General features: G+C 39.7%; 19 protein-coding genes. 13 read left to right on the top strand and 6 right to left on the bottom strand.

Features of this window, described 5'->3' with window-relative positions; translation table 11 throughout:
- Window positions 1-325: 325 nt before the first annotated feature.
- A complete protein-coding gene (locus tag SFC47_RS24225; RefSeq protein ID WP_411257128.1) occupies window positions 326-1,081 on the top strand; it encodes an NRDE family protein in 756 nt (251 codons plus the stop codon).
- A gap of 88 nt (window positions 1,082-1,169) precedes the next feature.
- On the opposite strand, the gene SFC47_RS24220 is transcribed toward SFC47_RS24225, so the two are convergent.
- Together SFC47_RS24220 and SFC47_RS24215 are read right to left on the bottom strand one after the other, a co-directional pair.
- Window positions 1,170-1,340 (bottom strand): DUF3934 domain-containing protein, encoded by a 171-nt coding sequence (locus tag SFC47_RS24220; RefSeq protein WP_411257124.1) that lies wholly within the window; start codon window positions 1,338-1,340, stop codon window positions 1,170-1,172.
- A 41-nt stretch (window positions 1,341-1,381) separates the two neighbouring features.
- Window positions 1,382-1,630, bottom strand: coding sequence for a hypothetical protein (locus SFC47_RS24215; RefSeq protein ID WP_411257123.1), 249 nt, complete (start codon window positions 1,628-1,630; stop codon window positions 1,382-1,384).
- Between the two features lie 227 nt (window positions 1,631-1,857).
- Here SFC47_RS24215 and SFC47_RS24210 point away from each other — a divergent pair, with 227 nt between their 5' ends.
- On the top strand, window positions 1,858-3,090 hold the full coding sequence (locus SFC47_RS24210; RefSeq protein WP_411257122.1) for a Zn-dependent hydrolase: 1,233 nt from the start codon (window positions 1,858-1,860) through the stop codon (window positions 3,088-3,090).
- A gap of 45 nt (window positions 3,091-3,135) precedes the next feature.
- On the opposite strand, the gene SFC47_RS24205 is transcribed toward SFC47_RS24210, so the two are convergent.
- Window positions 3,136-4,596 (bottom strand): M20 family peptidase, encoded by a 1,461-nt coding sequence (locus SFC47_RS24205; protein WP_411257121.1) that lies wholly within the window; start codon window positions 4,594-4,596, stop codon window positions 3,136-3,138.
- Window positions 4,597-4,955: 359 nt separating this feature from the next.
- Here SFC47_RS24205 and brnQ point away from each other — a divergent pair, with 359 nt between their 5' ends.
- Window positions 4,956-6,266: a branched-chain amino acid transport system II carrier protein gene (brnQ, locus tag SFC47_RS24200; protein WP_411257120.1), complete on the top strand. Its 1,311-nt coding sequence runs from the start codon at window positions 4,956-4,958 to the stop codon at window positions 6,264-6,266.
- 99 nt (window positions 6,267-6,365) lie between these two features.
- On the opposite strand, the gene SFC47_RS24195 is transcribed toward brnQ, so the two are convergent.
- Window positions 6,366-7,250 (bottom strand): SDR family oxidoreductase, encoded by an 885-nt coding sequence (locus tag SFC47_RS24195; protein ID WP_411257127.1) that lies wholly within the window; start codon window positions 7,248-7,250, stop codon window positions 6,366-6,368.
- Window positions 7,251-7,401: 151 nt separating this feature from the next.
- Here SFC47_RS24195 and SFC47_RS24190 point away from each other — a divergent pair, with 151 nt between their 5' ends.
- Window positions 7,402-7,575, top strand: coding sequence for a hypothetical protein (locus tag SFC47_RS24190; RefSeq protein ID WP_411257119.1), 174 nt, complete (start codon window positions 7,402-7,404; stop codon window positions 7,573-7,575).
- A 470-nt stretch (window positions 7,576-8,045) separates the two neighbouring features.
- Here SFC47_RS24190 and SFC47_RS24185 read toward each other — a convergent pair whose 3' ends face one another.
- Both SFC47_RS24185 and SFC47_RS24180 read right to left on the bottom strand, forming a co-directional pair.
- Entirely contained in the window at window positions 8,046-8,354 is a 309-nt protein-coding gene (locus SFC47_RS24185) for a YciI family protein (RefSeq protein WP_411257118.1), read from the bottom strand.
- A gap of 14 nt (window positions 8,355-8,368) precedes the next feature.
- Window positions 8,369-9,376, bottom strand: coding sequence for a GNAT family N-acetyltransferase (locus SFC47_RS24180; protein ID WP_411257117.1), 1,008 nt, complete (start codon window positions 9,374-9,376; stop codon window positions 8,369-8,371).
- 140 nt (window positions 9,377-9,516) lie between these two features.
- Between SFC47_RS24180 and SFC47_RS24175 the strand changes: the two genes are divergently transcribed.
- The 9 genes from SFC47_RS24175 (at window position 9,517) to SFC47_RS24135 (ending at window position 18,784) form a co-directional block, all read left to right on the top strand.
- Entirely contained in the window at window positions 9,517-10,239 is a 723-nt protein-coding gene (locus SFC47_RS24175) for a DUF4230 domain-containing protein (protein ID WP_411257116.1), read from the top strand.
- A 137-nt stretch (window positions 10,240-10,376) separates the two neighbouring features.
- Entirely contained in the window at window positions 10,377-11,819 is a 1,443-nt protein-coding gene (locus SFC47_RS24170) for a PstS family phosphate ABC transporter substrate-binding protein (protein ID WP_411257115.1), read from the top strand.
- Between the two features lie 213 nt (window positions 11,820-12,032).
- Complete coding sequence (locus tag SFC47_RS24165; protein ID WP_411257114.1) at window positions 12,033-13,037, top strand: C4-dicarboxylate TRAP transporter substrate-binding protein; 1,005 nt, start codon at window positions 12,033-12,035, stop codon at window positions 13,035-13,037.
- A 21-nt stretch (window positions 13,038-13,058) separates the two neighbouring features.
- A complete protein-coding gene (locus SFC47_RS24160; RefSeq protein ID WP_411257113.1) occupies window positions 13,059-13,526 on the top strand; it encodes a TRAP transporter small permease in 468 nt (155 codons plus the stop codon).
- Window positions 13,527-13,535: 9 nt separating this feature from the next.
- Window positions 13,536-14,819: a TRAP transporter large permease gene (locus SFC47_RS24155; protein WP_411257112.1), complete on the top strand. Its 1,284-nt coding sequence runs from the start codon at window positions 13,536-13,538 to the stop codon at window positions 14,817-14,819.
- A 165-nt stretch (window positions 14,820-14,984) separates the two neighbouring features.
- Complete coding sequence (locus SFC47_RS24150) at window positions 14,985-15,677, top strand: GntR family transcriptional regulator (RefSeq protein WP_411257111.1); 693 nt, start codon at window positions 14,985-14,987, stop codon at window positions 15,675-15,677.
- A gap of 56 nt (window positions 15,678-15,733) precedes the next feature.
- Window positions 15,734-16,807, top strand: coding sequence for a mannonate dehydratase (gene uxuA / locus SFC47_RS24145; protein WP_411257110.1), 1,074 nt, complete (start codon window positions 15,734-15,736; stop codon window positions 16,805-16,807).
- Window positions 16,808-17,644, top strand: coding sequence for an SDR family oxidoreductase (locus tag SFC47_RS24140; protein ID WP_411257109.1), 837 nt, complete (start codon window positions 16,808-16,810; stop codon window positions 17,642-17,644).
- Between the two features lie 24 nt (window positions 17,645-17,668).
- A complete protein-coding gene (locus tag SFC47_RS24135) occupies window positions 17,669-18,784 on the top strand; it encodes a type I phosphomannose isomerase catalytic subunit (protein ID WP_411257108.1) in 1,116 nt (371 codons plus the stop codon).
- Window positions 18,785-18,816 lie beyond the last annotated feature (32 nt).

The following is an 18,816-nucleotide window of genomic DNA, read 5'->3' as shown; positions in this document are numbered from 1 at the left end:
ATCAAGTGCGGATTGTGCCCGAAGAAGTGCCGGTGTGCGAATTTGGGTAACAATCAAGTGCGGATTGTGCCCGAAGAAGTGAGTGGGTGCGAATTTGGGTAACAAACAAGCGCTGATTGTGCCCGAAGAAGTGAGTGGGAATGAATTTGGGTAACAATCAAGTGCGGATTGTGCCCGAAGAAGTGAGTGGGAATGAATTTGGGTAACAATCAAGCCCGGATTGTGCCCGAAGAAGTGAAGGGTTACAAATTTGGGTAACAATCGCCCCCTCTGAACAACTAAAAAAAGTGTTATTTTTACTATAATAAAAAAGGTTGTGAATACCATGTGTTTAATCTTATTTGCATATAAGGTTCATCCTAAATACAAGCTAATCGTTGCGGCAAATCGAGATGAATTTTACCAAAGGCCGACTGCTCCTGTTCATTTTTGGGAGGATGATCCTGAGATTCTTGCCGGACGGGATTTAGAGAAAATGGGGACTTGGATGGGTGTGACCAAATCAGGAAAGTTTGCAGCTTTGACCAATTACCGTGACCCTAAAGAAGTGACGGAAGGGAAACGCTCTAGAGGGGAATTAGTGGCAGATGCCCTGCAGTACAAAGGCGATATGAAGGAATATATGGAGAGTTTAAGTAGAAATAATAACTGGTATCCTGGATATAACCTGCTGGCAGGGGATGGGGATGAGCTATACTATTATTCCAATGTTGGACAGGAGTTAATAAAACTAAAACCGGGGATCTATGGTGTCAGCAATCATTTACTGAATACAGAGTGGCCAAAAGTACAAGCTGGCAAGGAAGGGCTGGCTGGTTTATTAAATACCTATCATGAGGATTATATTGAGCCGCTGTTAACACTTCTCCAAAAAGCAGACAAGGCTCCAGATGAGATGCTGCCTCAAACGGGCGTCTCGTTAGAATGGGAAAGAATGCTGTCACCGATGTTTATTAAGAGTGAAAATTATGGGACCAGGAGTTCAACGGTTTTATTAATGAATGAAGAAGAAATTCACTACGTGGAGCGAGTTTTCACTTCTAATGAGGTAAATACTCAAGAATACACTATTAAATTGTAATAAAAAAACTAATCAAACGTTTGATTAGATCGGTTGCTAAACTAATCAAACGTTTGATTAAAAATTTTCTGAGTAAAATAAGGGTCCTTTAGGAATCCGTTGTACCTTTATCATTGGACTTTGCGGCCTCCGCATGTTTAACGCCTTTGCTTACATAAGGTTTAGCGCTTTTTGCCTTTTTTGCGCCAGCCTGCCAACGATTCCACCCCTTTTTACCTGTTCCTCTGCCTATTCCACTTTTCGCTTTTGCCTTGGGCATCTAACCACTCCATCATGTTCGAAGAAAGAATTTTTCTAAAATTAGGTCACCTGAGTTTCGTTCCCAAAAAAACCTAAAGCATATTTAATGCCCTCTTCAATTTCGTTTGTATCATAACCTTGTAAATCCTCATGGGTAATCTCCAGAGTTGTTCTTGACAAAGAATAGCCGCTGTCTAAATTAATATCAAGAAGTACCTCAAACCCATTCGCGGTATTCGTAATACTAATAATATCATAATCCAGTATAGGTGCACCTGTTTGGTATTCAAAGGGTTCTAATTCTGACATAACCACACCTCCAACATTACTTCTAGTGTATATTCGAACATAGGTTGTACAAAAGGAGGAACATTTATTTACCCTTCGTCACAAACGATCAAACAAAAAGGGGAAACGAATTGATATTTTGTCTAATGACAGAATGTTCTCAATAGGTATAATTAATATTAACTGAATTTTTACATAATTATAGTAAAAGACTCCAAGTATACCACCAAATAAAAGGAGTGATTTACATGCAGCGGCAAAAGCTATTAATTAATGGAGAACGTTTAAAAGACGAGCTTGAACGATTTGCGAATTTTGGCAGGACTGAAAACAATGGAGTGACCCGGCTTTCGTTATCGGAAGAGGATCGGGCAGCCAGGGATTTTTTTCGAACATGCTGTGAGGAGATTGGCTTAAATGTCAAGGTTGATGATATGGGCTGTATGTATGCCACGCTTGACGGAGTGGAGAATAAGCCTCCGATTTTAATAGGATCCCATTTGGATTCTGTTAAAAAGGGCGGCAGGTTTGACGGAGTATTAGGCGTATTAGCAGGCTTGGAAGTAGTTCGAACACTTGTAGAAAATAATATTAAGCCTCGCGTCCCGATTACGATTGTCAATTTTACAAATGAAGAAGGCGCAAGATTTGAACCTTCGATGATGGCTTCAGGGGTGCTGGCAGGGAAATTTGATAAGAATGTAATGGTGAATAAGAAAGATTCTGCAGGAATTGCCTTTAGTGAAGCACTCAAATGTATTGGGTATGAAGGGGAAGCAGAGAATCGTCTAAAAGAGGGTACTGCTTTCTTGGAATTGCATATTGAACAAGGTCCGATTCTTGAAAAAGAGAACCTTTCAATCGGTGTTGTGGAATGTGTGGTGGGGATGGCCTGCTATGACATAGAAATAACAGGTGAGTCTGACCATGCTGGTACGACACCAATGAGCATGAGAAAGGATGCGCTATTTGCTGCCAATAACGTTATTAACGAAATCCGCAGGGTATTAGGTCCATTAGATGAAGAGCTCGTCTTTACGATTGGCAGGGTGAATGTGTATCCGAGTATCCATACTGTCATTCCGAATAAGGTGATATTTTCCTTGGAGGCCAGACATAAGGATCCGGAGATAGTTCGTACGTTTAAAAACTTTGTTGAAAGTCTTCCAATCTTTGGATTAAATGAGGGCTGTGAGATAAAAACAACAAAGCTTTGGGAGCGGGATACTGTTTGGTTTGATACTGAAATTGTAAATCAATTAGAAAAATCGGCGCAATCACTGGGATATAGTAATAAAAGAATGGTTTCAGGCGCGGGACATGATGCTCAGTTTATTGCCAGCCTTGTGCCTTCAGCGATGCTGTTTGTTCCTAGTTTTAATGGAAAAAGCCATTGTGAAGAAGAACTGACCACGTGGGAAGAATGTGAAAAAGGCGTAAATGTTCTATTAGATACCGTTATGGCTCTATTATCAAAATAAAAAGAAGGAGACATCAGTGACTGTGACTGGTGTCTCCTTTTTTGGTTATTGATTCGATTCCTTGATTATTTCAGCATAGAATTTAATAGCCTGGATAAAATTATCTTTACTAATGTGTTCGTTTGTACCATGCATCCGGTTTAAATCCTCGGAAGTAATCTGCACGGGTAAGAATCGGTAGGTGTTATTGGAGATAGAGTCATAATGCTTGGCATCAGAACCAGCAAACATTAAGTAGGGGGCAATAACAGCCTCGTTATAAACATTCCTGGCAGCCTGCTGAATTGATTTAAATTCCCATCCATTAATGGAGGAGACCTTTGAAGCTTCACTGCCAGAGATTTCGACCTTAATCTCTTCATCTTCAATTGTATCTTCAATAAAGGTTTTGACATCCTCTAAAGAATCACCAGGCATCAGGCGGTGATTAATGATGGCAGCTGCTTTCTCAGGTAAGGCGTTATACTGTTCTCCTGCTTGGAAAATAGTTGGAGCGATCGTGGTTCGTATTAAAGCGGCTGTTGCAGGCTTCTGTAACAAGATTTGTTCAATAATGGGTTCAAAAATGACTTTATTTGCAAATACATATTTCATCGCAAAGCTCATTTCGGGTGCAACATATTCAAATAAGTCTTCGCCAGGACCGCGCAGGTCGCCCTTAAACTGTGTGTCCTCCAGCTTAGCAATCGCACTGGCAATTCTACCGATATTCGTTTTGTCTTTCGGCTGAGAGGAGTGACCACCGCTTCCTTCAATGGACAATTGGGCAGTGGCAGAACCTTTTTCGGAAACTCCAACGACTCCCACAGGCTGGTCAACGCCGGGGACCATATTTTCAACAATCGCTCCGCCCTCATCCAATACAAAGTCGAAAGTAATTCCTCTCTCTTTAAGAGTATTGACAATCGCTAAAGCTCCTTCATCTCCGCCAATTTCTTCATCAAAGCCAAACATCAAATAGATATCTCTAGAGGGCTTGAAGTTATCATTGACTAAAAACTCAACTGCTTCTAGAATTCCTATTACTCCAATTTTGTCATCCAATGTACCGCGTCCCCAAATTTTTCCGTTTTCTACTGTTCCGCTGAAAGGAGAATGTTCCCAGTTTTCTTCTGTTCCTTCTAAAACAGGAACCACATCATAATGACTGGTGAGTCCAATCGGGTTTTTAGTGGAATCTGCTCCTTTCCATTTAAAAATAAGAGCATATTCATTAATTTTTTCAAGCTCTAGGTGTTCGTGAACACCAGGGTAGCTCTCCTCGAGGAATGAAATAAACTTAGTAAATTCTGCAAAGTCAAACTTACTTCGGTCCTGGTAGGAGACGGTTTTAAATGTAATAGCTTGAGACAAGTGATCAACCGCTTTTCCCTCGTCAATCACAATGTCTGTTGGTTTAGGAGACGGTTGTTTAGAATTTACCATAAATGAATTGAAAGCGGTTACAATAATAAATACTAAAACCAGTCCGCCAATGATACGAAGAATTATTTTTCTTTTTTTCATATAAGGCTGCCCTCCATTCTTAATTTAATAATTCAATATTATGAAGGGAAAAACCTTTAATAGAATAGTTGATTTTCTATCCTAATTGGCTATAAAATTTATATCTGCATGAAAAGAAATAGGTCTGTGGAAAATAATTTGATTTTCGAAAACCTGCTAAATCTGATTTCTTGGTAAATTGAGGAACTATTTTAAAAATTCTTTGCAGTTTGGCACAATATTTTGTATATTAATATAGTTCATATTGTAGTTATTTTCTTATTTATCAATAAGTTATTTCAGGAAAATAATATATAATAGATAATTTTTGTAAAATGTGGATGAGCATTCCTTTTTTATATATTCAGCGGAGGGTTTTTATGGAGCGGAAATTACCATTAATAGAAATTATTGCGTTAGGCTTTTTTATGTTTGCCTTATTTTTAGGGGCTGGAAATATAATCTTCCCTCCACTATTGGGACAGCAAGCAGGAGATTCACTATTCACCGCCATAGTTGGATTTCTAGTAACGGGTGTTGGATTGCCGCTATTGGCTGTGTTTACAATCGCTAGATCAGGCGGAGATTTAAATGACTTATCTAACAGAGTGCATCCCACATTTGCGAAGGTTTTTCCAGTTATTATTTATTTAACGATCGGGCCATTCTTCGGAATCCCTCGAACCGGTACAGTAACTTATGAAATTGGTGTTGCCCCTTTTTTATCAGATGAAAGCAATATGGGGTTATTTATTTCAACATTCGTCTTTTTCCTTATCACCTTTTGGCTGGCACTTAATCCAGCAAAGCTAGTGGATCGTGTGGGGAAAGTCCTTACACCATTACTTTTACTATTGATTGTTGTGATCTCTATCAGAGGATTTGCTGCTCCGATTGGCTCTATTGAAGAGGCGATAGGAAAATACAGAGATGGAGCGTTTTTTGGCGGGTTTGTCGAGGGCTATTTAACAATGGACGCGATTGCTGCTCTCGTTTTTGGAGTGGTTGTAATAAATCGCGTGCAGGAAATGGGAATAAAGAGTGAATCTATCATCCGGTCTTATACAATAAAGGCAGGGATAATTGCAGGGCTTGGGTTATCATTTGTCTATATATCTTTATCCTATATTGGAGCTACAAGTGTTAAGGCTATTGGAGTTCAGGAGAATGGCGGTGCTATTCTTTCATCTGTTACTTCACTGTTATTTGGTCCATTCGGATCCATCATTCTTGCGTTGGTTATTACGGGAGCATGTCTAACCACTTCAGTAGGATTGGTTGCTGCATGCTCGGAGTATTTAAGTCAACGGTTTACGAGACTTTCTTATCCTGTGCTCGTTACGATTCTTTGTTTATTTAGTTTTATCATGGCAAATTTAGGATTAAGTCAGTTGATTTCTGTTTCAATTCCTCTCTTAATTAGTATTTATCCGATAGCGATTGTCCTGATTTTATTATCACTGCTGCAATCTTATATTCCGGTTTCAAGGGGAGTTTATATTGGTGCCATCATTGGAGCTGCGTTGATTAGTATTTACGATGGTTTTACCACTGCAGGAATTGAAATTGAATCCATTTCAACAGCTCTCACATTTATTCCACTTTACTCAAATGGATTAGGATGGCTGATTCCAAGCATTTTGGGCGGACTGTTAGGATTGTTATTAAAAAATACAAAGCCTCTTAGCTGAGGGGTGAGGGGCAGGGGGATGGTTCTCCTGTCCTTTTTTTGCATGAAAAGTGAATGAAAAAAGTCCAGGAGAACCGTCCCCATGGTCACATGGTCACCTTTAAGAGGAAGTGATCTGTCCGCCGTTAACGTGAAGGGTTTGCCCGGTCATAAACCGGGAATCGTCTGATGCTAGATAAACATATGCTGGGGCAAGTTCAAACGGCTGACCTTGGCGCTGCATCGGATTACTTGCAAGTGGAACTTGATCGGCAGAGAAGCTGGAGGGAATGAGCGGCGTCCATACCCGTCCCGGTGCAACCGCATTAACTCGGATTCCTTTATCGACTAAATTATTTGCCAATGCCCGTGTAAATCCTACATTCGCAGCTTTTGTCGCAGAATAGTCTATTAATTGGTCATTCCCGTAATAAGCGACGACGGATGCTGTATTAATAATGGAACTGCCTGCCTTTAGGTGTGGCAGCGCAGCCCTGGTAGTGTAAAAGTGGGAGTAAATATTAACCTTAAAGGTATCATCAAACTGCTCATCGGTAATGTCTAGTAAACTTAATTGCTGAAATTGAATGCCAACATGATTGCAGAGAATATCAAGTTTTCCGAAGGTTTGGACCGTTTTTTCGACTATTGCAATACATTGCTGTTTTTCCCTTAAGTCACCAGGCAATAAGAGACAGCGCTGGCCAATTTCTTCAATGCGTGCCCTAGTTCGGTTTGCATCTTCATGCTCATCCAAATAAGAGATGGCAACATCTGCTCCTTCCTTAGCAAAAGCAATTGCCACAGCCGCTCCTATTCCGCTGTCGCCTCCAGTGATAAGTGCAGCCTTCCCTGACAGTTTTCCACTGCCTTTGTAATTCGGATTTTCAATGATGGGCATTGGAACCATCAACTTTTCAACACCAGGCTGGCGAAGCTGCCGCTGCTCCGGAACCGTAAGAGGAATATCTTCATAACGTGTTATTTTACCGTAATGGGGATACATAGGATATTTTTGATTATCTTGTGTCACGGGAACCCTCCTAGAAAACCATTTTGGGTTTACTGTATGATATGTGGGCAAATGCCGTGCATGGTCTAACACATTCCTCCGGAGTTTTGAATAGAGTGAAGGAAAAATGGGGAGGTATTAAAGCTTGTACTTTTATAGATTAAACCGTGAAGTGAAGCTGTTGTTAATCAATCATTCGAATGAAAAAGAAGAGATTCAATATAATTCCAATGCAAAGCCATTGAAGATGCCTAAAATAGGTCCAAGACCGCCGTATTACACGAATCCCAGATATGAACCATATTTCCCTATAATCTAGAAGACTAGGCCTGGCGGCCTAGTCTTCTATCTTTTTTTACTACTTTTTGTCATTTTTAGGGGGACATGCGGATGGTTCCTGTAGCCTTTTTTTGCAGGAATAGTGAATGAAAAAGACCAGGAGAACCGTCCCTCTGGTCCCCTGGTCCACTCGCCTCGGTGACTTAAGCGGAGGTTTTCCAGTTAAGTTGCAGAATGGAGCTCGTTTAGGGATATATAAGGGGAGAATTTCCGGTTATTCAATGCAAAATAGGCTTTTTTTACATTTTTCAAGTCAATAGGCGGAATCTCTCCGTCTATTAAGCCACTTTTTTATGAAAATTAACATTTAAGCGGAATTCTTCCGCATATTGAGCGGGGCACGGGTGGGCGGGACATGGGGACGGTTCTGATGCCCTTTTGTTACAGGAAAAGTGATTGAAAAAAGACCAGGAGAACCGTCCCCCTGGTCCCCCCCCGGCCAGTCCTGCATCACTCCCGAATTAATGCCACACGATATGGGAAAAGGACAGCTTCCATGATTCCTTCTTTTACCGCTGGGTCATTTTCCATCAATTCTCTTGCTTCTTCCTCGGAGTCAACCTCGAGGATGACGATTCCCATTCCCGATGGGTCCATATTCAATGTTCTGCCTGCTAGGATTAGTTTTCCTTCTTGCAGTAATCCTTGAAGTACCTCGAAGTGATGCTGCACAATTCCTTCTTCTCTTTCTGTCCAATTGGCCTCATCGAGTAATGAAGGTATCAGGTTAAGCTTGTATAAAAATTGTAACTTTTCCATGGACGAACTTCCTCCTATAATAAAGGCTTGCAAATACGGTAATGACCTTTATTAGGCAGATAGCCTAAACTTCTATTTAGGTTTTGCATGGCTCCATTTCCAGCTTCCGTTTCTGTTGTCATACTGTAAGCCCCTTCATCGAGGGCTGCTTGTATGGAAAGAAGCTTTAAAGCTTTGGCAATGCCGCGTCCGCGATAGTATGGGCTTACCCCTGTATAATCCGTATACAAGACCCCGGTTTCTTCGGTACTAAACAGTGTGGACACCCCAACAAAGGTATCACCATCCATAGCAATAAATACCCATTTCTCTATGGAACAATCTTCTGGGAGTGCCTCCTTACGCCACACAGGAAAAGCGGGAAGGTCCCCAATCTGGCCTGGGTTGTCTTTGGATGTTTCTACATACAATTCATATAATCTCTTTTCTGACTCTTCACCAGCTATATCAGCTAAGGTAACAAAGGTAATACCAGAATCTATTAATCTATGTACGGTATCTCTTAATTTAGTTGTGTCTAGGTTCTTCAGGTCTAACTTTAACTCAAAAATATGTGCATCCAGTAGAAAACCATGCTTTTGTGCAAAGGGAAGGGATCCTGGAATCCAGTCCTTTATTTCTGAAAGTAAAACGGAAGCTTTCTGACTCGCGGCCCAATTCTCAAGATAAGAAAGAATCAATTCTCCGACACCTTGTCTTTGATAATCTGGGTGAACGCAAAAAGTACTCGCCAGTTCACCAGGATCACTCCACGGAGCTCTCCATGAGGAACCATATCCAATTACTTTCCCATCTGTATTTTCTGCTAACACTCTTATTCTCCCAAAACCTGTCAAGAGGCCAGTCTCATTTAATGCAAGTGTAGATGTTTGTGGGATATGGCGATCTTCTTCTCGAAGAGCTTCAACCGTAAGAGAACCAGGTTCAATAGAATTAAACAGTTGAGCTAAGTGTTTATAATCTTCCGGTACCTGAAGTTCTCGCAGCCTTACTTTAGTAGATGCATTATTATTTACTGCCACTGGCACTTCCTCCAACTTTTTTTGATTAGATTTAATAGTATTCTATTTTTCCCTAATAAAATCCTTCTCTTAACAGAAGCTGGAAATGACAGTTCCTCCGAAAAAATAGTAAAATAGGTATTTTAGGGGGGATTAGCATCATGGCAAAGAAATCACAAATCGAACGGGCGAGGAAAGAGATACGTGAAGGGATAGATGAAACAGCAGCGGCAGCGTATGCCGTTGAAACTAGATATAAAGGATCTACTTTTTCATGGAAATCAGCAAGAATACTAGGTCTCAAAAATATGGTTATGGTCCTTATAGTACTGGCTGTGATCCTTACAGGTGCCTGGGTATTTACAGGGAGTACCTTTAGTAAAGAAAGTACAACCTTCGTAGAACAGGTACAAGATTTGGCTGTTCTAGCAAGTGCTGAGGCACACGTAAAGGTGATTATGGAACAAGAGGATAACAAGTTATTTGGCAAGGATATTCAAGTAGATATTCCAGGCACAAAGCGAGAATTATTACTGGTTGTCCCGGCAACAGTGATTGCGGGCGTTGACCTTAAAGCAGTAACCGCAGACGATGTAAAAATAGATGAAAAGAACAAAGTAATGGAATTGACTCTTCCTCATGCAGATTTCCTTCAAGACCCAGCCATTGTGATGGATCAAGTGAAAACCTTCTCGGATGAAGGATTTTTCCGCAGCGAAACAAAATGGGATGAAGGTTTTAACCTTGCGGCAGAAGCGCAGGATGAGATTCTAGCAGAATCCAAGGCTATTGGACTGCTGCAAACAGCTGAAAAAAATGCCGAGAAAGTCCTAAAAGAATTTTTCGGAAACCTAGGTTATTCAGTAAAAATTTCATTTAAGTAATATATTAACGAAGGCTGTCTTAACGATATGTTAAGATGCCTTTTTTTAAGCCAAGAAATTGGATTATTGTAAAATAATAGAATAAAGTGTAAAATTACACTAAAGTCATATAAGTGATTTTTTAAGGAGGGGTATGTATGGGGAAAAATAAGCTTCAGATGTTTTTGTATTTTGGTGTCATTCCACTAGTTATCTCATTCATCACATTAACCATTACAATAAACAATTTTTTGATTGCGACGATTCTGCCGCTTTTCATTGGCGGGTGCATTGCTGGGGCAGTGGCCAGTAGAACACTAATTAATTCGGATTATAAAAGAGGGCTGCCTCTTATATTCCTTTTTCCGCTGGCATATACCGCTGTTCTTTGGGCTGTATTCATGCTGATAAACGGCGGCTTTTATGGAGCAGATTCTTGGTTAATTTACGGTATTTTACATATTGCTATGGCGCCAATCTTCTTTATAACGATGCTAATGGGTGAGGGGAGGTTGTTTCTATGGGCACCATTAGCCTATGAACTGGCCTTTGTTTCTGCTATTTTCGTATCACTCCTGATCAAAAAGGTGCGCCCTGCTTTTAACAAGAAGCAAGCAGTGACAATTCTTGTGATAATCATTTTGGCAATAGGTACAGGGCATGGTGTTCAGTGGCAGCGAAGTAAGACAGTACTGCCAACATATGGCTTTGAGTATGGCGGCGGCTATTCTTCTACAGATTTAACACCATATGACGTAACAAATCCAGGGAATATTCTGCCTAGACTAGACACTCCTTCTACCTTTACGATAAAAAATCCCGGCGAAATGCCTATATTAGATGGGGCAGAAGCAGCCTATCCTGTCTATTCAGCTTTTGCGAACACAGTCTATGAAAACATTAGTAAAGTAGAAAACGCATGGGATATTGTCAGTTTCACCAATACGATTTATTCCTTTGAACGGCTATTAACCGGTGAAGTGGACATTTACTTTGGTGCAGAACCATCAAAAGAGCAGCTGGAAATGGCTGAAAAGTATGGAAAAGAATTGGTTATGACGCCTATTGGCAAAGAAGCATTTGTGTTTTTTGTTAATCCAGATAATAAAATAGATAGTTTAGATGTTTCTGAGATTCAGAGTATCTATTCTGGGAAAATAAAGAATTGGTCAGAGCTTGGTGGGAAGAATGAAAAGATCATTGCCTTTCAGCGCCCCAAAAATTCAGGGAGCCAAACGCTTCTTGAAAAGATTATGGGAGACAACCCAATCATCGAGCCGTTGAAGGAAGATGTGCCAGAAGGGATGGGCGGTATTATCGAACAGGTGGCTGATTATCGGAATTACGATAATTCAATTGGTTTTTCCTTTCGCTTTTTCGTTACCGGTATGAGGAACAATCCGGGGATAAAACTGCTTGGTATTAATGGAGTAGAGCCCTCTCCTGAGAATATCGCCAGCGGAAAATACCCTTTCACGGCGCACCTTTATGCGATAACAGTAAAGGATAACAATAACACCATGATTGAACCCTTTTTGGAGTGGATGAAAGGAGCTCAAGGACAAGAGATTGTTGGGGAAATTGGTTATATAAAGAATTGAAATGGATTCAAAAACTTATAATTATAAAAAGAGGAACATCTTCACGATAACGAGGGTGTTTCTCTTTTTTTTTATTTTTTAGTAGTTAGAATAAAATTTGTAAAATTATTAAACAAATTATCTAAAAAATATTGCAATTGCAAAAACATATATGCTAGTATACTAGTGTACTGAAAGCGATTTCAGAAAAATTAAATTAAACAGGGGGATAATATGAAAAAACTTACTCTAGTTTTATTGTTTTTATTGGCAAGTATTCTTGCTGTAGGTTGCAGCAGCAGCAGTTCCTCAGAATCTAAAGGAAAAGATGATAAGGTTTATACTTTAAAAATGTCAACACAACAAGCTGAAACATCTCCAATCGTAAAGGGATTCTATGAATTAGCTGATAGATTAGAAGAAAAGTCAGAAGGCAGATTAAAAATGGAAGTATTCCCAAGTGCACAGCTTGGAAGCGATGACGATGTAATTGAACAAGCTGAGCAGGGAGTTAACGTAGCAGTTCTAACTGACGGAAGCCGTATGGGACTTTACGTTAAGGACATGGGTGTAATTGGTGCACCGTATTTAGCAGATAACTATGAAGATGTTTTGAAAATTACGCAAGGCGATACATTTAAAACGTGGGAAAAAGCATTAGCTGATGAGCATGGCATTCGTGTTCTTTCTTTCAACTGGTATGATGGACCAAGACATTTCCTTACAAATGAACCAATTGAAAAGCCGGAAGATCTTAAGGGCCTAAGAATCAGAACACCTGGTTCACCAGTATGGCAGGAATCTGTTAAAGCGATGGGTGCAACTCCAATTGCAATGCCTTGGGGAGATGCCTATTCTGCAGTACAGCAAGGAGCTATTGATGGAGCGGAAGCGCAGCATACATCAACATATCCTTCAAGAATGTATGAAGTTGTAAAGTATGTAAACAAGACAGGTCACTTCCAATTAATCAATGGTATTATCGTTGGTGAAAAATGGTTCAGCACTTTACCAGAAGATTTGCAAACGCTTTTATTAGAAGAAGCAAAAGCAGTAGCAGAAGTTAACGCGAAAGAAATTGCAGCTATGCAGGCAGAGTTAGAAGACAAATTAGTAGCAGAAGGTATGGAAATTGTAGAACCGGATGTAGAAGCATTCAAAAAAGCTGCTGAAAAAGCTTATGACGTCTTAGGATTAACAAAGTTAAAAGATCAAATCCATGAAGAGATGGGCAAGTAAAAGCATTAAAGAGGGGATCTTATGAAAAATTTATATGGGTATTTTTGCAAATTCGAAGAAACGCTTGTAAAAGGTTTTTTGGTCTCTATAACGTTTCTAGTTTTTATATCAGCCATATTTAGAACAATTAAATACCCTTTGAATTGGGCAGTAGATTTATCGATGTTATTATTTGCTTGGGTAGTATTTCTAGGTGCCAATATGGCACTTAGAAATACAGAATTAGTTAATGTTGATCTATTTATTAATAAATTTTCTGCGAAAATCAGAAAAGGTATTTATATCTTTTGGAACATTATCATTATTCTTTTCTTGTTCTTTTTAATATGGCATGGAATCCCCCTAGCGATGGAAAGTACAAGCAGACAATTCCAGACATTGGGAATTAGTTATTCTTGGGCGACCATTAGTGTGCCTGTTGGTGCGTTATTAATGATAATTACTACGTTCATAAAAATATTTAAAGCTCTCAAAAAAGAGAACTGGTAGGGGGAGCGTATGTTACTAGTCTTAGGAGTATTTCTATTTTTCTTGTTTTTTGGAATGCCTGTAGCTTTCGCTATCGGAATCTCAGGTTTAGTCTTTTTCCTGACAACACCAGACGTGCCGTTATCGATTGCGGTGCAAAGAACATTAACTACATCACAATCATGGACCATGCTTGCGATACCTTTGTTTATATTTGCAGGGCATTTAATGAACAGTACTGGTATTACGAAAAGGTTAATTACATTGGCCAATGTCCTGACTGGTCATATGTATGGAAATCTTGCACAAGTAAGTGTTGTGCTTAGTACGTTAATGGGTGGAGTTTCAGGTTCTGCGGTTGCAGACGCTGCCATGCAGTCACGAATACTGGGACCTGATATGATAAAAAGAGGATATAAGCCTGCATATGGTGCAGCAATAAATGGCGTATCATCTTTAATTACAGCAACGATACCTCCAAGTATGGGTTTAATTATCTATGGATCAATCGGTGAGGTTTCGATTGGAAGGCTTTTCGCGGCGGGAATTTTGCCGGGGATTATGATGATGATTGTTCTTATGGCTGCCGTATCTTACACGAGTAGAAAAAATAATTATATGCCGGAGAGAAAAAAGCCGCCTGGCATTAAAGAAGTTCTGCTTGCAGTAAAAGACGGTATTTGGGCATTGATTTTCCCTATCATTCTAATTGTCGGAATCCGATATGGAATATTCACGCCATCTGAATCAGGGGCGTTTGCTGCTGTCTATGCTATCTTTATTGGCGCGGTAGTTTATAAAGAACTAACGTGGAAGAAATTCTTCGAGACGGTTCAAGAAAGTGCTATTGATATTGGTGCAATAATGCTCATCATCTCTGTCTCTGGGATTTTTGGATATGGAATTGTATATGATAACGTAACAAGCGGTCTGTCTGATCTCATTACAGGAATTACAGACAATCAATATATGATGTTTGGTATCGTTATCCTTGTATTAGTTGTAGCGGGAATGTTTGTGGAAACAACGGTTATCACGTTGCTGCTCACACCGATTTTTGTTCCAATTGTTACAAGTGTGGGGATTGACCCAGTTCATTTCGGACTAGTCATGATGACAGTTACAACTTTTGGGATTATTACACCTCCAATGGGAGTTTCATTATTCACAGTTTCACAGATTATGGGCTGCTCGCCTCAAGACACAGTAAAAGAGGCAATACCGTTCTATTTTGCAACAATGCTGGTAGTAGCAATTATGGTATTCTTCCCAGATTTAATATTATTTGTTCCAGATATGATATTTGGTAAATAACGAAAGTTTAAGCAAATGGGTTGAATCGACAAGTAGTCTCTGCCCTAAGGGCACCGGATAAAGCCTGGTGACCTTAGGCAGGGCTATTAGTGGTAAACCTTTGCTTTTTTTTTACCTTAAAGCAGTTCATTTGATTTAATCTCATTTATTTAAGAGGTGTAACCCATGGAAGTAAGAACAATGCAAAGGAATGAAAAAGGTTCGCGGAGAAACTATGTTTATACCTATTTATATAAAAATATAATAGGTTTAAGCCTTCAGCCAGGCAGTGCTCTGTCTGAAAATGAAATAGCTAAACAACTAAATGTGAGCAGAACGCCAGTTAGAGAAGCCATGATTCAATTAGCAAAGCAGGATTTAGTAGAGATTGTTCCACAGATAGGAACATTTGTGTCTTTAATAAATCCAGCATTGGTAGAAGAATCACGTTCGATGAGAGAGACTTTAGAAATTGCTAATATTAAAGAGGCTGCTGAAAAAATATCAGCAGGATACTTGCTGGAATTGGAAACCATGATTAAAAATCAAAAAATCGTTATCGAAGAGGGAAATTATCGAGAATTTTTAACATATGACGATGCGTTTCATGAGCTTATTTTTAAAAGCTTGGGGAAAGAACGAACTTGGCAGGCGATTGATCAAATGAATTCCCAATTTAAAAGAGTAAGAATTCTAAGGTTATTAACAACCCCCACCCAAGACTGGATAGAAATTATGAAAGAGCATGAAGCCTTGTATTCAGCCTTGAGAGAGCGGGATGCCTCTTTAGCTCAGAAATTAATGAAAGAACATTTAATTAAAGCTAAGTTTCATCTTGATGATTTAAAGGCTGTACACCCTGATTTTTTTATTAACTAGTTATGTAGGTTAAGGGTTTCACTGTGCTTCTTGTGTTGAAATGGAGGAATTGGATAATGAATATGACGTTTCGCTGGTATGGCAGGGGTAATGATACAGTTCAACTAGACCAGGTTAAGCAGATTCCTGGTGTTAAAGGAATTGTATGGGCGCTCCATCATAAACCGGTTGGGGAAGCTTGGGGAAAAAATGAGATTAAGTCGGAAGTGGATTATATCAAGTCTTTTGGTTTTCATGCAGAAGTGGTTGAAAGTGTGAATGTGCATGAGGCAATTAAATTAGGAAATCAAGATAGAGAATCTTATATAGAAAACTACAAGCAAACCATCCGAAACTTAGGTGAATTCGGAGTTAAGGTAATTTGCTATAATTTTATGCCAATTTTTGATTGGACACGTTCAGATTTATTCCGAGAACTGCCAGATGGTTCGACTGCACTATTTTATGAAAAAGAGATTGTTGAAAACCGTGACCCAAAGGAACTCATCCAGACGTTTTCATCATATTCGGATATGACGCTGCCTGGGTGGGAGCCTGAAAAAATTGGACGTATTAAAGAGTTATTCGATGCTTATAAGGATATGACAGAAGAGGATTTATGGGAGAACCTTCGTTATTTCTTGGAGGAGATTTTACCTGTAGCGGAAGAAGCAGGCATCAAAATGGCCATTCATCCAGATGATCCACCATGGTCCATTTTCGGCCTGCCGCGGATCATGACGGGAAGAGAAAGCTTAAATAAGCTGCTTTCTATTTCTAATTCTCCATCAAATGGGATAACTTTCTGTACAGGTTCATTAGGATCGAGTCGAAGCAATGATATGGTGGCACTTTCAGCTGAATTTGCCCATAAGTCACCTTTTGCACATATCCGTAATGTGAAAATATTCGATAATGGCGATTTTATAGAGACATCGCATTTAACTTCAGATGGCTCCATTGATATTAAAGGCGTGGTAAAAGAGCTGTCAGCCATCAACTATGATGGGTATGTAAGGCCAGATCATGGGCGCCATATCTGGGGGGAAAAGTGCAGGCCAGGCTACGGTTTGTATGATCGTGCACTAGGTATCATGCACCTTTTAGGTTTATGGGATGCTTTTCAAACTATGAAAAAGGAGAATCATTAAATGTTTCCAATACATGAGAACTTAAATGGAAAAACTGCTGTCATTACTGGAGGGAGTGGAGTGCTTTGTTCAGAAATGGCGCGTGAACTTGCTCGCCAGGGTGTAAATGTAGCAATCATTAACCGTACAGTTGAAAAGGGTGCTGCCGTTGTAAGTGAAATTGAGGCTGCCGGTGGTAAAGCCATTGCGGTAGCTGCTGACGTTCTTGACAGGGCCTCTTTAGAAAATGCAAAGGCAGCTGTTATTGATGCATTTGGCGGTGTTGATATCTTAATTAATGGTGCAGGTGGAAATCATCCGGACGCGATTACAGATGTTGAAACCCATTTAGAGGGTCCAGCTGATAAATCATTCTTTCAACTAGATGAAAATGGATTCTCAAAAGTGTTTGCAACTAATTTTACGGGTACATTTTTAACAAGCCAAGTATTTGGATTAGAACTGCTAAAACAAAAATCGCCGATTATTATCAATATCTCTTCTATGAGCTCGTATTCACCAATGACAAAAGTACCTGCATATAGTGCAGCCAAATCGGCTATTAACAATTTTACCATGTGGATGGCGGTACACTTTGCTGAAACAGGCTTACGCGTGAACGCAATTGCACCAGGTTTCTTCTTAACCACGCAAAACAAGAACCTGCTTTTAAAAGAAGATGGAACGTTTACGTCTAGATCAGAAAAAATCATTTCCAGCACACCGATGAAACGTTTCGGTGAACCAAAAGAGCTTTTAGGTGCACTGTTATGGCTTGTTGACGAAGAATATTCAGGATTCGTCACAGGTATAACTGTTCCTGTAGATGGCGGGTTTATGGCGTATTCAGGCGTATAGATTAGAAGGAGGGATTAGATTATTTTGGCGGAAAATATAATAAAGTTGGATACAACAAGGCCGCTTAAGTTATCTTCAGCTCGAGCTTGGCGAACCTATTTGGGAGGGAAATTAATCGAGGAACTCCATGGGGCAGAGCAGCCAGTGGATAATCATTTCCCTGAAGAATGGATTATGTCGATTGTATCTGCACGAAATGTTGGCCGTGAGCATATAACAGATGAAGGTTTAAGTAAAATAGAACCTTCTGCAGATGTAGCCCTAAAGGACTTAATAAATAGCAGCCCTAAAGAATTATTGGGAAAAAGACATTATGATAAGTTTGGCCAACAAACAGGAGTATTAGTGAAAATTATTGATTCGGCTGAGCGATTGACTGTCCAAGTGCATCCGGACAGGGACAAGGCTCAGGAGCTATTTCAATCAGCGTATGGAAAAACAGAATGTTGGCATATTTTAGGCGGTAGAGTAATCGATGGTGAACCACCCTATGTTTACTTAGGATTTAAGCCTGGTGTAACAAGAGAAGAATGGGAAAGATTGTTCTATGAGCAAGATATCAAAGGGATGCTTGACTGTATGCATAAGTACTATGTTAAATCTGGAGATACTTTCCTAATAGAAGGCGGTACCCCGCATGCGATAGGTTCTGGATGCTTGTTAGTTGAAATTCAAGAGCCAACTGATTATACGATTCGTATCGAAAAAACATCACCGTCTGGTTTTAAAATAGACGAATTCATGTGTCATCAAGGTCTAGGGTTTGAAAAGATGTTTGAATGTTTTAATTACGAAAGTTATACAAGGGAAGAGACTTTAAATAAGTGGCAAATACCACCTTCACTAGTAAATGAAACAAGGGGCAATAAAGAAATTGAATTGATTGGATACAATAACACACCTTATTTTCGGATGACACTTGTTGAAGTAGAGAATGAAATCGAAGTCAAAGGTGATGGAGTTTTTTCAGGATTATATTTCCTTTCCGGTAATGCTGTAGTGACAACAGATGGGGAAAGTCAGCAAGCTAAAAAGGGAAATCAATTTTTTATTCCAGCGGATGTTTCAAAATTTACCATTCAAAATCAAGGTCAAGAAGCAATCAAGGTATTGCGTTTATTTGGACCGAAGGCAGACTAGGATACAAACGAAGGCACCTTACAAAGGTGCCT

The sequence above is a fragment of the Neobacillus niacini genome (genome assembly GCF_046591715.1).
Taxonomy (GTDB): Bacteria; Bacillota; Bacilli; order Bacillales; family Cytobacillaceae; genus Neobacillus; species Neobacillus niacini_L.
Note: the sequence above shows the minus strand (reverse complement) of the source record. Positions and strands in the feature narration are given on the sequence as shown.